The 19,370-nt window shown below is 33.6% G+C and carries 17 protein-coding genes and 21 tRNA genes; 34 read left to right on the top strand and 4 right to left on the bottom strand.

Translation table 11 applies throughout. The features are described 5' to 3' along the window. The first annotated feature begins 148 nt into the window (after window positions 1–148). From MK119_RS14800 to MK119_RS14635, 34 genes are all read left to right on the top strand, one after another. Window positions 149–1,408, top strand: coding sequence for a nucleotidyltransferase domain-containing protein (locus tag MK119_RS14800; protein ID WP_290680174.1), 1,260 nt, complete (start codon window positions 149–151; stop codon window positions 1,406–1,408). A gap of 58 nt (window positions 1,409–1,466) precedes the next feature. Beyond that, window positions 1,467–2,375: a hypothetical protein gene (locus tag MK119_RS14795; RefSeq protein ID WP_290680172.1), complete on the top strand. Its 909-nt coding sequence runs from the start codon at window positions 1,467–1,469 to the stop codon at window positions 2,373–2,375. 8 nt (window positions 2,376–2,383) lie between these two features. After that, window positions 2,384–3,385: a hypothetical protein gene (locus MK119_RS14790; RefSeq protein WP_290680170.1), complete on the top strand. Its 1,002-nt coding sequence runs from the start codon at window positions 2,384–2,386 to the stop codon at window positions 3,383–3,385. Further along, on the top strand, window positions 3,375–4,436 hold the full coding sequence (locus MK119_RS14785; RefSeq protein ID WP_290680169.1) for a nucleotidyltransferase domain-containing protein: 1,062 nt from the start codon (window positions 3,375–3,377) through the stop codon (window positions 4,434–4,436). The genes MK119_RS14790 and MK119_RS14785 overlap by 11 nt, the downstream gene beginning before the upstream one ends. Continuing rightward, window positions 4,433–5,140, top strand: a complete 708-nt coding sequence (locus tag MK119_RS14780; RefSeq protein WP_290680168.1) for a hypothetical protein — start codon at window positions 4,433–4,435, stop codon at window positions 5,138–5,140. Before MK119_RS14785 ends, MK119_RS14780 begins: the two co-directional genes overlap by 4 nt. Continuing rightward, window positions 5,130–6,497: an SDR family oxidoreductase gene (locus tag MK119_RS14775; protein ID WP_290680166.1), complete on the top strand. Its 1,368-nt coding sequence runs from the start codon at window positions 5,130–5,132 to the stop codon at window positions 6,495–6,497. The genes MK119_RS14780 and MK119_RS14775 overlap by 11 nt, the downstream gene beginning before the upstream one ends. 11 nt (window positions 6,498–6,508) lie before the next feature. After that, window positions 6,509–6,581, top strand: a tRNA-Gly gene (locus MK119_RS14770). Between the two features lie 130 nt (window positions 6,582–6,711). After that, a tRNA-OTHER gene (locus MK119_RS14765) sits at window positions 6,712–6,791 on the top strand. 1,021 nt (window positions 6,792–7,812) lie between these two features. After that, window positions 7,813–7,899 (top strand) — tRNA-Ser (locus MK119_RS14760). 10 nt (window positions 7,900–7,909) lie between these two features. Continuing rightward, a tRNA-Lys gene (locus MK119_RS14755) sits at window positions 7,910–7,982 on the top strand. A gap of 7 nt (window positions 7,983–7,989) precedes the next feature. Further along, a tRNA-Ser gene (locus tag MK119_RS14750) sits at window positions 7,990–8,076 on the top strand. Window positions 8,077–8,085: 9 nt separating this feature from the next. After that, window positions 8,086–8,158, top strand: a tRNA-Ala gene (locus MK119_RS14745). 6 nt (window positions 8,159–8,164) lie between these two features. Next, window positions 8,165–8,236 (top strand) — tRNA-Asn (locus MK119_RS14740). Window positions 8,237–8,240: 4 nt separating this feature from the next. Then, window positions 8,241–8,313: transfer RNA gene (locus MK119_RS14735), tRNA-Cys, on the top strand. Window positions 8,314–8,497: 184 nt separating this feature from the next. Next, a tRNA-Tyr gene (locus MK119_RS14730) sits at window positions 8,498–8,580 on the top strand. A gap of 6 nt (window positions 8,581–8,586) precedes the next feature. Next, window positions 8,587–8,658: transfer RNA gene (locus MK119_RS14725), tRNA-Trp, on the top strand. A gap of 83 nt (window positions 8,659–8,741) precedes the next feature. After that, window positions 8,742–8,813: transfer RNA gene (locus MK119_RS14720), tRNA-Asp, on the top strand. Window positions 8,814–8,819: 6 nt separating this feature from the next. Continuing rightward, window positions 8,820–8,892 (top strand) — tRNA-Pro (locus MK119_RS14715). A gap of 121 nt (window positions 8,893–9,013) precedes the next feature. Then, a tRNA-Glu gene (locus MK119_RS14710) sits at window positions 9,014–9,085 on the top strand. A gap of 6 nt (window positions 9,086–9,091) precedes the next feature. Further along, a tRNA-Leu gene (locus tag MK119_RS14705) sits at window positions 9,092–9,174 on the top strand. 6 nt (window positions 9,175–9,180) lie between these two features. Beyond that, a tRNA-Leu gene (locus tag MK119_RS14700) sits at window positions 9,181–9,253 on the top strand. 29 nt (window positions 9,254–9,282) lie between these two features. Further along, window positions 9,283–9,354 (top strand) — tRNA-Arg (locus tag MK119_RS14695). A gap of 82 nt (window positions 9,355–9,436) precedes the next feature. After that, window positions 9,437–9,509, top strand: a tRNA-Met gene (locus tag MK119_RS14690). A gap of 8 nt (window positions 9,510–9,517) precedes the next feature. After that, window positions 9,518–9,590: transfer RNA gene (locus MK119_RS14685), tRNA-Ile, on the top strand. A gap of 6 nt (window positions 9,591–9,596) precedes the next feature. Beyond that, window positions 9,597–9,670 (top strand) — tRNA-His (locus tag MK119_RS14680). 5 nt (window positions 9,671–9,675) lie between these two features. Next, window positions 9,676–9,748, top strand: a tRNA-Phe gene (locus tag MK119_RS14675). A gap of 100 nt (window positions 9,749–9,848) precedes the next feature. After that, on the top strand, window positions 9,849–10,169 hold the full coding sequence (locus MK119_RS14670) for a hypothetical protein (RefSeq protein WP_290680164.1): 321 nt from the start codon (window positions 9,849–9,851) through the stop codon (window positions 10,167–10,169). 36 nt (window positions 10,170–10,205) lie between these two features. Beyond that, window positions 10,206–11,213 (top strand): RNA ligase, Rnl2 family, encoded by a 1,008-nt coding sequence (locus MK119_RS14665; RefSeq protein ID WP_290680162.1) that lies wholly within the window; start codon window positions 10,206–10,208, stop codon window positions 11,211–11,213. A gap of 133 nt (window positions 11,214–11,346) precedes the next feature. Beyond that, entirely contained in the window at window positions 11,347–11,832 is a 486-nt protein-coding gene (locus MK119_RS14660) for a ribonuclease H-like YkuK family protein (RefSeq protein ID WP_290680160.1), read from the top strand. 169 nt (window positions 11,833–12,001) lie between these two features. Next, window positions 12,002–12,301 (top strand): DUF6331 family protein, encoded by a 300-nt coding sequence (locus MK119_RS14655; protein WP_290680158.1) that lies wholly within the window; start codon window positions 12,002–12,004, stop codon window positions 12,299–12,301. Window positions 12,302–12,902: 601 nt separating this feature from the next. Continuing rightward, window positions 12,903–12,965: transfer RNA gene (locus tag MK119_RS14650), tRNA-Ser, on the top strand. Window positions 12,966–13,386: 421 nt separating this feature from the next. Next, complete coding sequence (locus tag MK119_RS14645; RefSeq protein WP_290680156.1) at window positions 13,387–13,590, top strand: hypothetical protein; 204 nt, start codon at window positions 13,387–13,389, stop codon at window positions 13,588–13,590. 61 nt (window positions 13,591–13,651) lie between these two features. Then, window positions 13,652–14,752: a slipin family protein gene (locus MK119_RS14640; protein WP_290680154.1), complete on the top strand. Its 1,101-nt coding sequence runs from the start codon at window positions 13,652–13,654 to the stop codon at window positions 14,750–14,752. A gap of 330 nt (window positions 14,753–15,082) precedes the next feature. Beyond that, window positions 15,083–16,609 (top strand): TROVE domain-containing protein, encoded by a 1,527-nt coding sequence (locus MK119_RS14635; protein ID WP_290680152.1) that lies wholly within the window; start codon window positions 15,083–15,085, stop codon window positions 16,607–16,609. 354 nt (window positions 16,610–16,963) lie between these two features. On the opposite strand, the gene MK119_RS14630 is transcribed toward MK119_RS14635, so the two are convergent. Genes MK119_RS14630 through MK119_RS14615 form a run of 4 tightly spaced genes read right to left on the bottom strand, consistent with a single transcriptional unit; the run spans window position 16,964 to window position 19,295 of the window. Continuing rightward, window positions 16,964–18,088: a hypothetical protein gene (locus MK119_RS14630; RefSeq protein ID WP_290680150.1), complete on the bottom strand. Its 1,125-nt coding sequence runs from the start codon at window positions 18,086–18,088 to the stop codon at window positions 16,964–16,966. Then, a complete protein-coding gene (locus tag MK119_RS14625; RefSeq protein WP_290680148.1) occupies window positions 18,085–18,483 on the bottom strand; it encodes a transposase in 399 nt (132 codons plus the stop codon). Before MK119_RS14625 ends, MK119_RS14630 begins: the two co-directional genes overlap by 4 nt. 21 nt (window positions 18,484–18,504) lie before the next feature. Continuing rightward, entirely contained in the window at window positions 18,505–18,894 is a 390-nt protein-coding gene (locus MK119_RS14620) for a hypothetical protein (protein WP_290680147.1), read from the bottom strand. Next, window positions 18,891–19,295: a hypothetical protein gene (locus MK119_RS14615; protein WP_290680145.1), complete on the bottom strand. Its 405-nt coding sequence runs from the start codon at window positions 19,293–19,295 to the stop codon at window positions 18,891–18,893. The genes MK119_RS14620 and MK119_RS14615 overlap by 4 nt, the downstream gene beginning before the upstream one ends. Window positions 19,296–19,370 lie beyond the last annotated feature (75 nt).

The raw sequence follows: 19,370 nt of genomic DNA, 5'->3' as shown, positions 1-19,370 counted from the left end.
AGCGATTCTAGTGAATTACGTAGAAGTTTAAATAGAGAATATCGTACAAAATCCAAAGTTGTTCTCAGAAAAAAACTTCAGGGTCAAGAAATAGAATTTCCAATACCCAAAAAAAATCTCTTTTGGTATTGCTATTAAAATAGTCAACATGAAAACGAAAATACTAGAAAAACTCAACGAAATAGAACGTGATAGAAATATCGAAATCCTATTCGCTGTCGAATCAGGAAGCAGAGCTTGGGGCTTTGCTTCTCCAGATTCAGACTACGATATTCGTTTTGTGTACAAACACAAGGCTGATTGGTATTTGAATCTGTGGGAACAAAAAGATACCATTGATTTCATGACTGAAGACGATTTGGATGGTTCAGGTTGGGACATTCGTAAAGCATTAAAACTACTCGCAAAGTCGAACGCCTCTTTGTTAGGTTGGCTCTTCTCTCCTATCGTATATAAAAATTCAGGAACACTATTAGAAGAAATGAAAGTAGTCGCTGAAAAGAATTTTAATCCTGTTACAGGTTTCTTTCATTATCATAGTATGAACAAGAACTTTGAAGAAAGTTTAGGTTCTGATCAAATGACGTTAAAAAGTTATTTCTATGCAATTCGAACCGCTTTGTGTGCAAATTGGATTTACAAAAAAGAAACGATTCCGCCAGTAGCTTTTCGTGAATTGTATCCGCTTTTAGATGAAAAATCGTGTCAACGTTTGGACGTATTAATGCTGCTGAAAAGTACAGAAATTGAAAAAAGCAAAGCGCCTATAGACAAAAGTTTGATCGATTTGGTAAGAAGCATTATTACGGAAAACGATGCGATCAAAAATAATCTCAACAATAAAAAACCCAATCCAGAAGACTTTAACAAACTGTTTCGCAAACAATTTGGCGTCTTAGATTTAAACGTGAACATTGAACATCTTGCGTTGCTCATAGAATCAAAATCTGTGACAAGCTATGGCGCACAACTCGGTCAAGTATTTTGTGATATTTTCGATCGAAATCTTGCGCAAGATGATTTTAAAACCATCATACAAAAACTATATCAAAACGAATTGATTGACAATCAAAAAATCGACAAAGAAACGTTTGAAACCGTTACTATTGAACGAGCTAGAAATATTATAATTGCTTCCATCATCAAAGAATGTAAATATGAAGAACATTATATGAAGCATAGCGAAGCTTCACAACTTGCAGACGTATTTTTGACTAACTTTAATGATATAGAAGCCATCTATTGCAACTCTTTCTGGGAAGAAACACCTGCAGAAGACAAAAAATACGATGAAGAAGTATCACTTACGGGATGGAGCAATATCAGTCATAATTACTGGTATGACTACGGAATATTTGTCATCTCAAAAGCGCAAATCGGCGTATGTTGGTTTGGTGATGATAGTTAAAAAAAGAGGAATTCAAAATTTAGAAATTTTAACTCACTACTTATAAAAACTATCAATCATGAAACCAGAAATTCCTGAAAACTATACTGAATTTTTATATTGGGTAAAGGAAACTACCGAGGCTTTTTGGAGTGAAAATCCTGAAACTTCAGAAGCGGAATTTGTCTGTGAAGATTGGCAGTATGGTGCAAAATGGTTGGGCATGACCGAAGTGGAAATCGATCAAACTGAAAGAAAATATAACATAAAATTTACGCCAGAACACAGAGAGTTTCTAAGAATTCTTCATGCAGTTGATCGGAAAGTAATCTACAAATATGATGAAGATGATTCGGAAGAAATTATAGAAAGCCCCTATTTTTACAATTGGCTTCAAGATCATGAAGAAATTGAAGCGTATTTAAAATGGCCATACCAAACGATATGGGAAGATGTGGCAGGCATGAATAAAGTTTGGTTAAAATCGTGGGGAACAATTCGTCCAAAATCTGATGAAGAAAAAGAAAAAATATTCTCAGCATGGTTTGAAAAAATACCGCAACTAATTCCAATTCACGGACACAGATTTGTGGTGAGCGATCATACAAAAACACAAAATCCTGTGCTGTCAATGTACGGTTCTGATATTATTGTACTTGGTTGGAATATGCGTCATTACTTGTTGCGAGAATTAAAAGATTCGCTAAATCTACTGGAAGATGTATTTGATGAAGAAGATCAGGAATGGTATATAGAAGACAAACAAGAATTGCTACAAATTCACAAAGAAGAATTTGCAGCAGCGAAAACCAAATCTATTCCCGTAATTGAAGAAATGATCTTATATTGGAGTTCTGGTTGGTCAAGTTTTGGAAAAAAATATCCACACGAAACGGATAGCTACTTGCAACCGATTGTAAGAGCATTTGTTGCCGAAGATGAAGATGGCGAAGCTAATGATCAACAGAAGAAGTTTAATTCATTTTAAAAGAACGCATGGGCGGAAATTTATTCAAATTAGGACGCATGCCAAAAGCGGAATATTTGGTAATTGAAAAAGAAATCAGTGTGTATCTTTCTGAAAAGATTGGTGCGGCTCATTTTCGAATTCCGCGCTATTATGAAGATAAAGCAGATTTTGGCGATTTAGATGTCTTGGTCAATGTGTCCGCTGTGGCGGATTGGGAATCGTTGAAAAAACAAATCATTTCCGATTTACAAATTGAAAAGCATAAATCGGTTGGAAATGTATTTAGCACAGTGTATAAAAACTTGCAAGTAGATTATTTCACCAAAAATGAAACACATTTTCTAGCAACGTTTCACTTTTTAAGTTTTAACGATGTTGGAAATATTATTGGAAGAATCTTTCGACGTTTCAATCTAAAATATGGTGAAAAAGGACTCTATTATGTCTTTCGAAGAGCAAGTGACGAAAACTATGCAAAAGACATTTTAACTACGAGAGATTTCAAAAAAATATTTGCGTTTCTTTCGTTAGATTATGCAGTTTGGGAACAAGGTTTTGCTTCAAAAAAAGAAATCTTTGAATGGGTAATTGCTAGCAAATACTTTTCCACAAAACCATATTTAGAAGAAAATAAAGCGATCAACAAACGCAAAAAAAGACCCACAATGGAAGCGTTTATTGACTATTTAAAAATACATAAGATTGTACGCGAACCTGAATTTTTAGAAAAAGACGCATATATCGAATTGATTGCTGCGTATTTTCCAGAAGCAGAACTTTTACAAAACATTCAAACGGAAAAAGAACGCGAAAACTATGTAAATGCTATTCGTGAAAAATACAATGGAAGAATCATCATGGAATTGTTTCCTGAAATTAAAGGAAGAAAACTTGGAAAATTTATCAATCAATTTCAGACACAATTTGACAACTATGAACATCATTTGTATCAAAGTTCAGCCAGTAAAATCATTGAACAATTAAAAACGTTTTACAAAACTTTCAAAAACAACGAAAATGACACTTGAAACACTGAAAAAATCAGGACATATCATTTTTGAATGTATCAGTGGAAGTCGCGCGTATGGGTTGGACACAGCGACTTCCGATACGGATATTCGTGGTGTTTTTGTGTTGCCAAAAGCCATGTATTATTCACTGGATTATGTTGGGCAAATCAATAATGAGACGAATGATATTGTGTATTATGAATTGCGAAAATTTATAGAACTCTGCGCCAAAAACAATCCAAATATCTTAGAGTTACTAAATGTTTCAGAGGATTGTGTTTTATATAAAGATCCGCTGTTTGACAAAATCAAACTGGACATATTTCTATCCAAACAATGCGAAAAATCGTTTGCAAACTATGCATTTACGCAAATCAAAAAAGCGCGTGGTCTGGAAAAGAAAATTGTCAATCCAATGGAAAAAGAACGTAAATCTGTACTAGATTTTTGTTTTATATATGAAAACGGAACTTCTATTCCTTTACATGATTTTCTGGCTGATAAAAACATCAAACAAGAACACTGTGGACTCTCAAACATTCCGCATTTAAAAGATTGTCATAATGTATATCACAGTGAAAATATTCCTTACAAAGGAATCATCAAAAGTGAATTGGCAAACGAATTGGCATTAAGTAGCATTCCAAAAGAAGAAAAAGCAATTGGTATGCTATTCTTTAACAAAGATGGATATTCTAACTATTGCAAAAAATACAAGGAATACTGGAGTTGGGTTGAAAAACGCAATGAAGAACGCTACAAAACCACCGTTTCGCATAGAAAAAATTACGATTCTAAAAATATGATGCATACCTTTCGGCTATTACGTATGGCTGAAGAAATAGCAATCCAAAATACCATTCAAGTAAAACGTCCAGATCGTGATTTTTTACTCGATGTAAAACATGGAAAATATGAATATGATGAATTAGTGACTTGGGCAACCGAATTAAAAACGAAATTAGAAAGCTTATATGCAAATTCAACATTACCAGAACATCCAAATTTAGAAATTATTAATACATTACTCATTAACATTAGAACCGATTTTTACAAACAACTGCCGTGAACGCTTTACTTGACATAGCATATTCGATTCAGAGCTTTGTTTCAGATGAATGGAAAGCACAATTTGGTGATTTTTTACAAAATGAACACTTGTCTTTGCTTTCAAGAAATGTCTATGCTTTATATAGAAATGATTTTACTAAAATTCAAGGAAAACCAAACTTTGAAGAAGAAATCATTCCTGATATCAAAGCAGCGTTTTCTATCTTTAAAGAGCAATTCAAAGTCTTGAAAAAATACGATTTTGAATATAATGTAATGACAAGAAAAGCGTTTGCTACGGCGTTGGAAAAAACAGCATTCAAAGACATTTTGATACTTTCTGGACAACGATTAACCTCAGCGAGTGTTCAGGACGAAAATGGAATTCCGCCTTTGCAAAAAGATTTGATAAAGTACAGTTTTAAAGCACATAACGATCAAATTTCAAAAGCGGTTCGTGCATGGGAAAAACATGCGCAACGCTCTACGGAAAGTTTCTGGGGAAATGTAAAAGGAAGTTCGCAAGAAAAAGAACAAAATGTACAGAAACTGGTGAAGCACATTCTAAAACACAAAACCTGGTGGAATGTATTTACACATTACAAACATGATGTTGTATATGAAGTACGAATTGCGAGCGGACATGGAATTCGCTGGAAAAAGTCAACCTTAAAACTCATTGGATTTTTAGAACCTTTTGAAGATTACGATTATGGAAAATAAAGAACAAACATATAATTTTTCGCAACAGGAATGGGAAACATGCCTGAAGGTATTACATGCACTCAAGAAAAATCCTTTGGAAAATCCAGATAATCAACAATTTGGAACGCTCATCACAAAGATTCATTCCAAAGCAAAAAAAACAAATAGAAAGCAAAGCTATGCTACCAAAAAACGAGAAGATTTACACACAACTTTAAATAGTGAAATCTCAAAGAATGCTTTAGAGAATACGACAGTGTATAGTGAAGCACAAGAAACATCACAATCATACACAAAATTGAATGTTCCGAAAAACTGTTACTCCTGTAATACTTCCTTCTCTTTAGCACATTCATTCTACAATCGATTGTGTCCAAAATGTGCAGAACTCAATTATGAAAACCGTTTCAAAAATCTCAACTTATCAGGTCGTAACGTAATTCTCACTGGCGGACGTGTAAAAATTGGCTATGCAACTGCCTTGAAAATATTGCGTTCCAATGCACATTTGACCGTTACAACGCGTTTTCCAGCAACAGCTTTGGAACAATTTCGTCAAGAAGAAGATTATGAAAGCTGGAAAGACAATTTAGTTGTTTACGGATTGGACTTACGTAATTTAAAATCGGTTGAAAACTTTATTTATAACTATAAAAGCAAGCATGAATCGTTAGACATTTTGATCAATAACGCTGCGCAAACCATCAAATATACAGATCAATATTATATGCCATTAATTGCCAAAGAACAGCAATTAGCACTAGGTTTTTCAGGCCAGCAAAACTTCATCGCAAATGAAACACCTGTAGCTAATGTAAAACTACTGGAAACTCATGTTGAAAAGAGTTATTTAGAATTGAACCGCTTTGGACAACCTATAGATAATAGAACCAAAAATAGTTGGAATGCAACTTTAGAAGAAATCTCTATGCAAGAATTAATTGAAGTGAATTTAATCAATCAAATTTCTCCATATTTTTTAATTAAAGAATTCTTGCCCTTATTGAAAAACTCGTCTTTTCCTAAAAAGCATATCATTAATGTGACTTCTTCAGAAGGGCAATTCAGTTATAATAACAAAACCATGTTTCATCCGCATACAAACATGACCAAGGCTGCATTGAATATGATGACACGTACGGCTGCTATGACGTATGAAAAAGAAAATATTTATATGAACGCCGTAGATGTAGGTTGGGTTTCTACAGGTGCACGCGAAACCTTGCGTAAAAAACAATTTGAACAAGGGTACATTCCTCCACTCGATCCTGTGGATGGTGCTTCGAGAATCATTCATCCTATCTATGAAAATGAACAAAACAATACTATCTTTACAGGAAAGTTACTAAAAAACTACGCTGTTGAAGATTGGTAAAATAGCACAAAACAGCAGTAGTTCAACTGGAAGAATACATGCCTGCCACGCATGGGGTTGCGAGTTCGAATCTCGTCTGCTGTACAAATTAAAATATTAAAAATGCGGCAGTAGTTTCAAAAGGAGAAGAACATCGTCTTCAAAACGAAGGATGCGGGTTGGAGTCCCGTCTGTTGTATTTTTTAAAAGAATAATAAGAAATTTTGATACGCATAGACTGATGGTTTAATTGGAAGAACACCTGTAAACAGACATTTTATTCTGGAGGTGCGGGTTCGAGTCTCGCTCAGTTTTTGTCTATGAATTTAAAATACAAACATATGTAAAGGTTGCTAATTTAACTGGAAAAACACCAGGCCTCATATCCAGAAGAGGTACGAGTTCAAAATGTCGGTTCATGAACTCATTATTTTAAAAATGATTAAGTCGTGAGCTAATCTCGTTCAACCTTTACTCTATTAACGGCAGCGGAAGTAGCTCAACTGGAAGAGTACCTGACCGTCACTCAGGATCTGCGGGTTCGAGTCTCGCCTATCGTTGCTTATTTAAATGAACTTTTTATGAGATATAGCCCCCTTTTATCGAGTAATTTCTTTAAAATCAATATAAATAGTTCTCCAAATTTGGAAGAAACATCATAAAAATCACATATTTGCCACACTAATGACAAGATATTATTTACATACAGCCTCTATTTGCCTGAAAAGTCAGGACAGAAATCGCGGAATGGTTGAACCATTTTGGCGAAATGAGACGCTTTATGTAGATTTTTATGAGTGAAACAAACTATGAAATAACACTAGAATTATACAATCAGTAAAGCGTCCAAGAAATTGGGCGCTTTTTTTATGAAAAAATTTAAAAAAATGTTAGTCGCATAATCAAATAGAAAATAATACGCATTGAAACAAGAAACAATTGAGAGACAGACAGTTGTCAAAAAGTTCAATATCCGTTAACTAACGGACAGGGATTTCTATATCCAAAATCAAACATAACTAACTGATTTTCAATAAAATAAATTCAAAAATTATTTGCGTATTCAAAAAATCGTTTTCATATTTGCAACGTCAAAAACAAAAAAGACATCACAAAAAGAATATCATGAATTATACATTACATCACATATCCGCCTTTGCAAATATTCTCCGATCGCCGGAAAGTTGCAGACTGTTTATTTGGGAACAGAAGGGAGATTTTATGTATAGAAAAAAATGGGAGTATTATAAAGATACGTTACTATGATAGTAACTATATAGAAACTTTATAAAAGCATCTCCCGAAAAAGAGATGCTTTTTTTATGGTTGATATTTTGGAAGAGCAAGCCAATTGGCGGTGGCCACGGTCTTGAAAACCGTTCGGAGTTAACGACTCGTGTGGGTTCGATTCCCACTTCTTCCACAAATAAAATTGATGCATAGCTTAGTTGGTAGAGCAGGGCGCTTTTAACGTCAAGGTCGTGAGTTCGAATCTCACTGCGTCAACAAAAATGGAGTGTAGGTAAATATTGGTTTGTTACGCTTGACTGCTAATCAAGTCCGTTTAACCGCGGTGAAGGTTCAATTCCTTTGCACTCCGCAACATATTGGGGATATAGTTTACCTAGCCAAAACAGTGGGTTTGCATCCCGCAGCACGGAGTGCAAGTCTCCGTATCTCCACAATAGGATATTGTAGCTCAATGGTAGAGCGAAGGCCTGTTAAGCCTGAGGTTGTAGGTTCGAATCCTACCAGTATCGCAATGACAAGGTGGCTGAATGGTGAAAGCAACAGTCTGCAAAACTGTTTTTTATGAGTTCGAATCTCATCCTTGTCTCAATGATAACATTGGATCAAATTCATTTGAATACTATGGAATCCAATTTGTGACTTGATGAGAAAGCGCAGCAATCTCATCCTTGTCTCAATGATAACATTGGATCAAATTTATTTGAATACAATGGAATCCAATTTGTGGCTTGATGAGAGCGTGCAGCAATCTCATCCTTGTCTCTAAAAAAGGAAGTATTGAGCAATTGGTTGGCTCGCCAGACTGTAAATCTGGTCTCTTCAGAGCGTGTAGGTTCGAGTCCTACTACTTCCACAACACACGCTTGTGGTGTAACTGGTAGCATGTACGTCTCCAAAACGTACGGTTGAGGTTCAAATCCTTGCGGGCGTGCAGTATATAGCTATGGTGTAATGGATAGCACATGAGATTTCTAATCTCCTAGTCTAAGTTCGATTCTTAGTAGCTATACAAATAGTATCGTGACTCAACGGTAGAGTGCTCGACTGTCTCTCGAGAAGTTGCGGGTTCGAATCCCGTCGGTACTGCTAAATCTGGGAATAGAACAATTGGCTGTTTACTCGCCTTGGACGCGAGAGGATGTAGGTTCGAGTCCTGCTTCCCAGACGACTAAATCAAAGCAAGCTTACTTGAATTTGATTTACAAGGAGGCGTAGCAGGAACACTTTGTGAATCCTGCTTCCCAGACGAAGAATAGAAAATTTAAACTTTTCTATTAACATAAAATGCTCTGTTGGTCAAACGGTTAAGACGCTACACTTTCTATGTAGAATTAGGGGTTCGATTCCCCTACAGAGTACAACATACCTGTGTGATGGAACTGGTATACAAAACAGTCTTAAACGCTGTTGTGCGAAGCACATGTGGGTTCGAATCCCACCGCAGGTACGAAATGCAGAGGTGGCGGAATGGCATACGCAGCTGTCTTAGAAGCAGTTTTTTGAGAGTTCGAGTCTCTCTCTCTGTACAAAAGCAATCTTAGAAAGGAGTTGCAACAAGTCTATGGTGTAATGGATAGCACATTAGTTTACGAAGCTAAGAGTATGGGTTCGAATCCTATTAGACTTACAAAATTGATCTGTGGTGTAACGGCTAGCACACAAGAATTTGACTCTTGAGGCAGAGGTTCGATTCCTCTCAGATCTACCATAGCGATATAGCTTAATTGGCAAAGCACTGGTCTCATAAGCCAGAAGTTGAAAGTTCGATTCTTTCTATCGCCACTAAAAATAGTGATATAGCTTAACTGGTAAAGCGTCAATCTGATACGTTGGCAGATGAAAGTTCGATTCTTTCTATCACTACAAAATGGTGTCTTTAGTTTATTTGGTAAAACGCCTCACTGTGAATGAGAAGAACAGGGTTCGAATCCCGATGACACCCAAAATTGGAGTAATGGCAGAGTTGGTCAATGCGCTGGATTGAAGTCCCAGAGATATAGGTTCGAATCCTATTTATTCCACAAAAGAAATGTAGTTTAATGTAAAACAGCGAGCAATTATCTCGAAGATGCAAGTAAAACCTTGTCATTTCTTAAATATTAACGAATAAAAACAATAGTCATGAGACAAGATGTATTACAAAGGTTCTTATATAGAACTGAAGATTCAGGAAGATTCCTCGTGACTTCAAAATACACTAGAGTCACCTATTTTGTGGAACCGATAGATCCTGGAAAGCTTACTAATTTATGGGGCGACATGGATCCTGTCACAAATAAACTGACTGGAGATTATGGAAATAAGAGAAGAGGTGCCGTTTTGGCTGAAGATTCACTAATTACAACAGAAAATGGATTCCAGAATATCTCCACTTTTAAAGGAAGTCCTTTAGGAGAAATTGATCGCAGAGATCGATTGTATGAACAACGTAAAATGAAATGATTTATAAAATAATCATTCTAAAAAAATATAGAAATCATGTTCAATAAATATAATAGTATCGAAAATACCTACCGTAAAAAGGCAACTGAACAAGTGTACCTTCACGGATATGGAAACGATGTTTTCGTAGTACAAGAAAAAGTACATGGAGCTAACTTTTCATTCATTACTGATGGAAATACAATCCAAGTTGCAAAACGTACGAGTTTAATCGCCGAAGATGAAAACTTTAACAATTACAAATACGTAGTAAATAAGTATGAAAAAGCAATTGCAGCACTTTTTAAACTTATACAAAAAGATTTCCCTGAAACAGAAATCATGACCGTTTTTGGTGAAATTTTCGGAGGAAGCTATGAACATTCTGCTGTAGAAAAAATCAATGGAATGGTTCGCATTCAAAAAGGTGTTTTTTACAGTCCTGAAAATGACTTTTACGCTTTTGATATTTGTTTAGATCAGAAACAGTATGTAGATGTAACCATTGCTAACAAATATTTTGAAGAAGCAGGAATGTTTTGCGCTAAAACACTTTTTGTAGGGACATTTAGCGAATGCATGGCATATCCAAATGATTTTGAATCTAAAGTACATGAATGGTTAAATCTTCCAACTATTGAAGATAATATTTGTGAAGGAACTATCATTAAACCATTGATAAGCAAACGTTTTGGAAATGGACAACGCGTTATTTTTAAAAACAAAAATGAAAAATGGTCTGAAAAGTCACATGTAAAGCGTTCAAGAGTTTCAAAACCTAGTGCAACAGAAAAGCTTACAGAAACTGAAAAAAAATTGATGGATATACTTCTAAGTTATGTAAACGAAAATCGTTTGATGAATGTACAAAGTAAACTTGGTGAGTTTTCTCCAAAACAAACGGGAAAAACGATTGGATTCCTTGCCAAAGACGCACTAGAAGATTTCATAAAAGATCATGAAAATGATTGGAACAACATGGAAAAACAGCATCAAAAAGTAATGACAAAAATACTTAATAAAGAAGCAGCTACTATGGTTAAACAAGAACTTCTTTTTAAGTAATGTAGAAACGACTGTCCAAGAATGGAGGCTTGGGCAGTCTTTATAAAAAATACAAACGTAATTTATTCAAAATAACGAAACAGCAACAAACCAAAACTATTAGCTGTGGCTACTTTGACATAAAAATAGACAGATGAAAATAGCAGTGAACAAATGGCGAAACTTTTCAGGTAAAGTGTTCAATGAACCCATAACAACACTTGTAGAAAATGCCATTATAAAAGAACAAAAAGCGGGTCATAAATTGAAGATCTATGTGGGTTCAGATTCACAGGCCTATAAAACACATGTTGTCTATGGTACTGTGATCGTAATTCTCAGAGAAGGAAAAGGTGGTTTTATGTTCATTAAAAACGAAAAAGGAACAACCAAAATAGGAATTAAAGAACGTATGCTCAGAGAGGTAACGCTATCCGTAGAAACAGCCTATGGCATTCGTAATCTATTGGAAAAGTACAACATTCAAATGGAAGTCCATGCAGATATTAATACAGACTCAAAATTTAAATCAAATGTGGCTCTCAAAGAAGCCATGGGATATATCCTAGGAATGGGCTTTGCATTCAAAGCAAAACCGTATGCTTTTGCAAGTTCATCGTGTGCCGATAGTATCGTTTGACGAGTATCTATCTTATACTTTCTAATTAATATTTATTCTACGCAAAATAAATGCGCAGTAATCTAAAATATTTGCTTTGTAAAAGAAAAACAGTTGCGAATTAATTACTGTTTATTTAGTTGGTCATCCTCGCTACTTGCAGATTGTAGCGAGGTTTTAAATAGAAAATATGATAGCAGATACATTTTTAAATAGAGATAGAGACTTTTGGAATGAGTTACAAACTTATTGTGTTGCTGAATGTTGTGGAATAGATGCTTTTGATTTTTCTGATGAAAATTTAATAGAAACCATTCAATTTTATAATGCAGTGTTGATCATAAAAAATTTAGAAGAGCTTATTATTTTTTTACAAAAGAAAAAATCGAATACCATTAGTATATACTTATGGAATCACTGTGAAAACAGAAATGAACTTATAAATAGGATCAAAAAAATCAAACGAGTTCTATTAAGCGTTTCTGTATAACATTAGCTCAAAAAGTTCATTGAAATAAATATATAAACAAGTGCCGTAAAAAAATGTTACTTCGCACTTTTAATGCCGGTGTCGCAGGTTCGAGTCCTGCCTTTCCTACTAATAAAAATACACATGGGAAAGTAGCTCAGAGGGTAGAGCACGTACAATTCATTTTTTGCTTTTTGCCTTGTTTAAAAATATAAAAGTAGGTGTCGTAAAACAGCGTTACTTCGTAACTATAACGATCCTAAGGTAGCGTAACACGGGCGACCGTGCTAGCGAAGTTGGGTTAAAAACCAACATGGCAAAATTTTGTAAAAAAGTAAGTCTCTCGTAGATGTCAAATTGCCGGCTCACTGCTCATATACAACAGTCACTTGTTAGGGTAAGAGCGATTTTCCACAAGGAAAATTTCGTTGTTTGCCTGTTGCCCTACTTTTCAAAATATCAAGCGAGTCTTGTTGCGTGTTTCTGTATAGCACCATTGTATAAAACGTTGCACAATTTGTATCATGCTTTTATATGCAACTCGACTTGGAGGCTTCGGGTTATTGCCAAATATAATCCACCACGGATACGTAGGTCATGGGTTCGATTCCCATTCTCGATTACAGAGATAGTTCAGTTGGTAGAACGACGTTTTAGGATGTTGCCGGTTCGAGTCCGGTCAGTAGCTCCGCAAGGTTGGCTATTGTAACTCAATTGGTAGAGTACTACACTGTTAATGTAGATCATGAAGTTAGATTTCTTCTAAAAAAATCCCCAGCCTTTTAAGCTGTTTTTATTGAAAACGATGACGTATCAATCGGTTGCAGTTTCACACGAAATGAACAACAATTTTGACATCGCCTTGAGATATAAATGAGTTACTGATGGAAAATACTTTTTTCTTGAAGATCAATTCAAACTAAAAATAAAGCAATTGGTTTTGTTTTGGTGCGATTCCATCTTCAAAAAAATGTATTTAAAAGCTGTAAAAATTTTTATTTCCGTGAAAGAGAAATGATTGATGCGAATCGTTTTTACTCGATAATCGAGATCAAATTATTTTAGGTTTTAACTTGAAAACAAACCTTTACTAAAAATACAAAACAATGAAATTAAACGAAATTAAAAAAGCCTTATACAGACAGAAGCCAACTGCATTTTTTAATTACATAAGAAAAGGTGTAGCATATTATCATGCAGAATTAGATGGTAAAAATTTATGGTTTGAAATACCTGTACATGATATGGGTGATGCTGACTTTGGCAATACAATGGAAGCAAAGTTATTAATTAGATGGGTAGTGTCATAACTACATCAATCCACTACAACATAGTATAACCGCCAGTAATGGCACTCAAAAATATAGAGACATGAAACAAGTACGAATTAACAAAGGAAAAATTGGTTTGGTTTTCAAAAAAGAGAACTATCAAAAAGTTATTACAGAAGGTAACTATTGGTTAGGCTTACGTCAAAAAGTGGTTACATATGATCTTACAGAAAAGTTTCATGCGCCAGTTGCTAGTGAAATTTTATTGCAAGATGAAAACTTGAAAAACAACTTGGAAGTATTAGACATTAAAGACAATGAAATTGTTTTAGTATTTGAAAAAGGAAACTTTAAAACGGTTTTAGAAGCTGGGCAACACTTATATTGGAAAGGTTTGGTAAAAAGAACTTTTATACCAGTTGACTTGAGTAAAACCGAGATCACTGAAATCAAAGACAAGAACTTATTAGGGAACTACAACTTGTCAAAGTATATCAGAATCTTTGAAGTATTAGAATACGAAAAAGCGATTTTATTAATTGATGATAAATTTGAAAAAATATTAGATTCTGGAATCTATCGCTTCTGGAGAAATGCGACAAGTATTAAAATTTCAAAAGTCGATATGCGTCAATTACAGCTAGAAATTGCAGGTCAAGAATTATTGACCAAAGATAAAGCAGCAATTCGTATCAACTTTTACACACAGTATAAAGTAACTGACATAAAAAAAGCAATTTTAGACAATAAGGATTTTGAAAAGCAATTGTATATCGCAATGCAGTTGAAGTTGAGAGCTTTTGTTGGAAACTATACATTGGATGAATTGTTAGATCAAAAAGAAAACATTGCCAATGCTGTATTTGAAAACATAAAAAATACGGTAGCAAACTTAGGTATTCATGTATTGTATTGTGGTATTAGAGATGTGATTTTAACAGGTGAAATGAAAGACATCATGAATCAGGTTTTAATTGCACAGAAAAAAGCACAAGCAAACATTATTACCAGACGTGAGGAAACAGCTTCTACCAGAAGTTTACTAAACACGGCAAAATTGATGGAAGAAAACGCAATGTTATATCAGTTGAAAGAAATGGAATATGTTGAAAAAATCGCAGATAAAATTGGTGAAATTACCGTTGCTGGAAATGGTGGCGTTGTGAAGCAATTGAAAGACATTTTTTCAGTCAACAAGTAACTATTAAAAAATACATAATCACTATGTTTTTATTCCTGTCCCAGGATCGTTCTACCAAAACGATTCTGGGACTTTTTTAATGAAACTCAATTTTTAGAAGTCTAGCAAACGAATTCAAAGTAATGTGCTAAACTAATTTAATGAGATTCTGAATCAAGTTCAGAATAAAGTATTTAAAAGACTATAAATAAACATTTTAACCTGAAGTGCTTGACTTTAAAATCAAATTTTTAGAAAGAAAAATATACTACGCAAAATAAATGCGCAGTAGTACGAAATATTTGTCTCATCAAAACAAAACAAGTAGTTATTAATTTAAAAAACAGAACGATGAAATTTAATGTATTTACAAAACAACGTACACAAGTCATTACAAATCATCAAGGTGAGAAAGCCTATAAAATGACTCCAGAAATGGAATTGTATAGTGCCGTAGTAACTACTAGCTTAGAAAAAACTACATATGAAAATACATCCGATCGTGTGAAACGAATCCGAAAATTGATTCGAAATTGCGATCCTGTATTTGTAGCCAAGTTAGCTGTATACGCACGTACAAAAATGAACTTACGATCAATTCCTGTAGTATTAGCAGTAGAATTGGGTAAAATTCATAAAGGCGATAATTTGGTAAGTAAAACTATTCACAATATCATACAGCGTGCCGATGAAATCACAGAATTATTGGCATATTACCAATTGGCAAACAAACGAAATGATGTTAAAAAATTGAATCGTTTATCAAAACAAGTACAAAAAGGTATTGCTGCGGCTTTTACAAAGTTTGACGAATATCAGTTTGCAAAATATAATCGTAAAGGTGAAGTAACGTTAAAAGATGCGTTATTCTTAACACATCCAAAACCAGCGAATGAGGATCAACAATTTTTGTTTAATAAAATCGTAAATGATACTTTAGAAACACCATATACATGGGAAGTTGAATTATCAAAAGTTGGTCAGCAAAACTATGCTTCTATTACAGCAAAAAAAGAAGCTGTCCGTGCCACTTGGGAAACTTTAATTAAAAGTAAAAAAGTAGGTTATATGGCAATCATGCGAAACTTACGTAACATTTTACAAGCAGATGTTTCTCCAGCGTGTATGGAGCAAGTAGCTGCGTATTTGAGTAATGAAAAAGCAGTGTTGAATTCGCGCCAGTTACCATTCCGATTCTTGTCAGCGTACAATGAAGTGCAATTGGTAGACTCTCCATATACATCGTACATCTTGGAAGCATTGGAAGATGCTATTCAAATTAGTGCGCAAAACATTCAAGGTTTCGATATTCATACACGTGTATTAATGGCCTGTGACGTATCGGGTTCTATGTTTAGTCCAGTTTCTGGTAAAAGCAAAATACAATGTTATGATATTGGTTTGGTATTAGCGATGTTATTACAAAACCGCTCTAACAATACGATTACAGGTATTTTTGGTGATCGTTGGATGACGTATTCGTTACCTAAAAAAGGTATTTTACGTAATGTAACTGCTTTGAAAAAAATAGAAGGTAAAGTAGGTTATTCGACTAATGGTTACAAAGTAATTGAGTATTTAAATCAAAAGAAGAAAGTAATGGACAAAGTATTCTTCTTTACAGATTTACAAATGTGGAACAGCACGTATGGTAACAATCATATCCAAAAGGAATGGTTAAAGTATAAGCGAAACGTAGCGCCACATGCCAAATTATACTTATTTGACTTGATGGGTCATGGTCAAGCACCATTGCGAATCGAACAAAACGGCGTGCATTTAATTGCAGGTTGGAGTGACAAAGTTTTTGAAGTAATGCATGCTATTGGAAATGGTAAAAAAGCATTATCAGAAATTAAAAATATGAAGTTGGATTAATTTTTCACTCCCCATAAACATGAAGGCTTTCGGAAAACCGAAAGCCTTTTGTATTCACTAATATTTATTCATTTTTTATTTTTTCGAGATTTCCATAATATTCATCAAATATATGTTTATGACTAATCTTTTAATTCTTACATAGTATCATAATTTATAAATATCAGAGGGTATAACTCTTCATTTCTTTTTTCTATTTTCTTCAATATTTCCTCTTTTCATGGGTGTCAATTTTCAAAAAAAATTCACTTAATAAATTCAAAACATCACTTTTTCAAACTTAGGATGTATCCATTCAAGCAAGTACACCTTACAAAATTTAAGGAATATGAACCGCTTCTAAACTGTAATATGCTAATACTTTGATTCTATGAGTAGTTGTTTTCGTAAGTAGTTATTAATGTCTAATCGTTTAATTCCGAGATACTTTTGTATAGCGTTGTAATAGTCATCATCAGTTTTTCCGCTTGACATAAATTCTATAACTAAATTCCATCCTCCTTTTTCTAGGATTTTTTTTGCTATCAAACCTCCAAGAACATAATGATACGTAGTTTGGTCATCTAAATTTTTTAGTGCAAGCATATTATTTAGATTTATCTCAGGGTGATCCTGTAGATAAGAATTTGTTCGTTTAATGTGCCAATTTAAGTTTTCTCCTCGACTGCCGCCTAATAATGTGGCAAGACCTTCTGAAACCCATAAATGCTTATTTGGATAGTGTTGATCTATTTGAACATGAAAAACCTCATGCAAATAATATTCTCCCAAACCGCCACAATAGACATTATTATTCACAGTGTCAGTAACTCCTTTAGGATACAATTTACCTCCCATTCCAATATAATAATCTATTCCTTTTAGCTTTTGAATTTCATCATAACTATCAGCAAGATAATAATCAAATGTTTTAGGCTTTACTTTGAATTTCTCACAGGTCTGTATTATAAAATCATTTAATTTATATGCTTTTTCAAAATTAAGCTTATGGTATTTCGGATAGTAAAAATCTATAAGCCCTACTGTTGTGCAATTCCAATCTAATTTATTTATATTTAAAGCATTATACAGCTTATATATTCCATTTTGTTTTTTAGCATAATAGTTTACAATTGCTAATATATATGGAGATCCGTCATCTTTGCAATAAGAAAATTGTGCTTTAATTTCACAGATATTTTTATTAAACTTAATGCTTAAAACATGAACTGGAAATCCCATATATAATGATGGTTGAAATTCATTTTCTAAAAAATCATAGTTTTCATATTTTTCTAGTTCCTCCAAATTCCATGAAGAATTTTCAATTTTCTTATATTTAGAACTCAAGTAATTTTCAAATAAAGTCATTACTTCAGTTGTATCTTGATCATTAGGATTAACGATATGATTGTATGTTACTTTTTGTCCTAATACGCTAGTACTTAAGAACAAAAAGATTACAAATGTTCTAAAATTTTTAATGTTTACTTGATTCATAGTGATTTAGGTAGTAAATCTTCTAGTTTTTGAATATTGTAATCAGGTAATTTTTTAAGATTTTCTGTAACTTCTTCTCCGATTTTCTTTAATCCAGTAATATCTTCTTTGGGTTCTATAACAATCTCTTTTACTGGAAGATGTCCTGGTAATGCATTACGACCACAATGTTTTTTCTTTTCTCTACTATAGGTAATCGTTTCTTTGGAAATTTCTGTAATTGCTTCTGGATGCGATTCTGAAAATAAATTGAGCTGTTCCTCAATTATATTTTCCACAAAACATTCAGATTTAAAACCGCTCAATAATTTATAAAGCTGAGAAAGTTGCTCTTTGAGTGAAAAAATCTTTGCTTTCTGTGACTGATTTTCTGTAAGTAGTTCTTGGTATGTCATTACTGATGCCAAGATAAAATATCAAGGCTGAATAACCATAGATTTCTGAGATTTTTTTTGGGACTTTTCACCTTTTTTCGTTTCAGTAGTAGCTGTTTTTATATGTGTGGGTAGACTACTGTACAAAAACACCAATGGTTTTATTTTTCGAAAAAAACCAACATCTTTGAGTTCCTTTATAAATTCGTTAGATATAGCCTTTTTAAGGTTATTAACCTCAGGTTGTCCGTATACTTTTTGTAGGAAGAAGAAAAGTAAATTTTCATCACTTGTTCTTAATAGTATTGCAGGATGCTTATCCGATCCTTTAAAATGAATTATATACGTATAAGAAATCGTTTCATTTGATGTATCTATCTGTATATCATACTTATTTCCACTAACATGATTATCCAAGTAACATTTTGTCATTTTAATGCAATACTTTTAGACAAATTTTTATAATAGATATCTTCCATTTCTTTCGAAAACTTATCCAAAGATAATGGAGCTTTGTTAAGCTGTATTTTATCTTTAGCAAGTCTAATATTATCCTTTATTACTGCGCTACTTTTTAAAGCTTCCTTTCTATAGTTCTTCTTAATGATGTAGTTTTCCGCATCAAATTTTTCCTTTTTGAAATGAAAAGAACTACTCAGATCTTTTATCAATTTTTTTATATAAATTTCACTGTAGTAGTTGAAATTATCTTCATATTCACAATCAGCAGTATTTGATAACTCCCTGAAACTAGGGACTCCCATTTCATCCATTTTCTCAAGCCTTTTTAATAACTTGAAATGATGCGCTTCGTGTAATTTAAAATTTGGCATACCTATCCTATTTCCAAATAAGCAATGCTTACTCAGATTAGGTGATAATTACTATATATTTTGGTATGGAAGGAG

The sequence above is a fragment of the Kordia sp. genome, assembly GCF_022447245.1.
In the GTDB taxonomy this organism is placed as follows: domain Bacteria; phylum Bacteroidota; class Bacteroidia; order Flavobacteriales; family Flavobacteriaceae; genus Kordia.
The sequence above is the reverse complement of the archived record's forward strand: the minus strand, read 5'-3'. Positions and strand labels throughout refer to the sequence as shown.

Bases quoted from the DNA above. Each gene is read 5' to 3' on its own strand.
- MK119_RS14635 (WP_290680152.1), top strand. From the start codon at position 15,083: ATGAAATTTAATGTATTTACAAAACAACGTACACAAGTCATTACAAAT.
- MK119_RS14625 (WP_290680148.1), bottom strand. From the start codon at position 18,483: ATGACATACCAAGAACTACTTACAGAAAATCAGTCACAGAAAGCAAAG.
- MK119_RS14785 (WP_290680169.1), top strand. From the start codon at position 3,375: ATGACACTTGAAACACTGAAAAAATCAGGACATATCATTTTTGAATGT.
- MK119_RS14640 (WP_290680154.1), top strand. From the start codon at position 13,652: ATGAAACAAGTACGAATTAACAAAGGAAAAATTGGTTTGGTTTTCAAA.
- MK119_RS14655 (WP_290680158.1), top strand. From the start codon at position 12,002: ATGATAGCAGATACATTTTTAAATAGAGATAGAGACTTTTGGAATGAG.
- MK119_RS14670 (WP_290680164.1), top strand. From the start codon at position 9,849: ATGAGACAAGATGTATTACAAAGGTTCTTATATAGAACTGAAGATTCA.
- MK119_RS14630 (WP_290680150.1), bottom strand. From the start codon at position 18,088: ATGAATCAAGTAAACATTAAAAATTTTAGAACATTTGTAATCTTTTTG.
- MK119_RS14790 (WP_290680170.1), top strand. From the start codon at position 2,384: ATGGGCGGAAATTTATTCAAATTAGGACGCATGCCAAAAGCGGAATAT.
- MK119_RS14615 (WP_290680145.1), bottom strand. From the start codon at position 19,295: ATGCCAAATTTTAAATTACACGAAGCGCATCATTTCAAGTTATTAAAA.
- MK119_RS14620 (WP_290680147.1), bottom strand. From the start codon at position 18,894: ATGACAAAATGTTACTTGGATAATCATGTTAGTGGAAATAAGTATGAT.
- MK119_RS14660 (WP_290680160.1), top strand. From the start codon at position 11,347: ATGAAAATAGCAGTGAACAAATGGCGAAACTTTTCAGGTAAAGTGTTC.
- MK119_RS14665 (WP_290680162.1), top strand. From the start codon at position 10,206: ATGTTCAATAAATATAATAGTATCGAAAATACCTACCGTAAAAAGGCA.
- MK119_RS14800 (WP_290680174.1), top strand. From the start codon at position 149: ATGAAAACGAAAATACTAGAAAAACTCAACGAAATAGAACGTGATAGA.
- MK119_RS14775 (WP_290680166.1), top strand. From the start codon at position 5,130: ATGGAAAATAAAGAACAAACATATAATTTTTCGCAACAGGAATGGGAA.
- MK119_RS14645 (WP_290680156.1), top strand. From the start codon at position 13,387: ATGAAATTAAACGAAATTAAAAAAGCCTTATACAGACAGAAGCCAACT.
- MK119_RS14795 (WP_290680172.1), top strand. From the start codon at position 1,467: ATGAAACCAGAAATTCCTGAAAACTATACTGAATTTTTATATTGGGTA.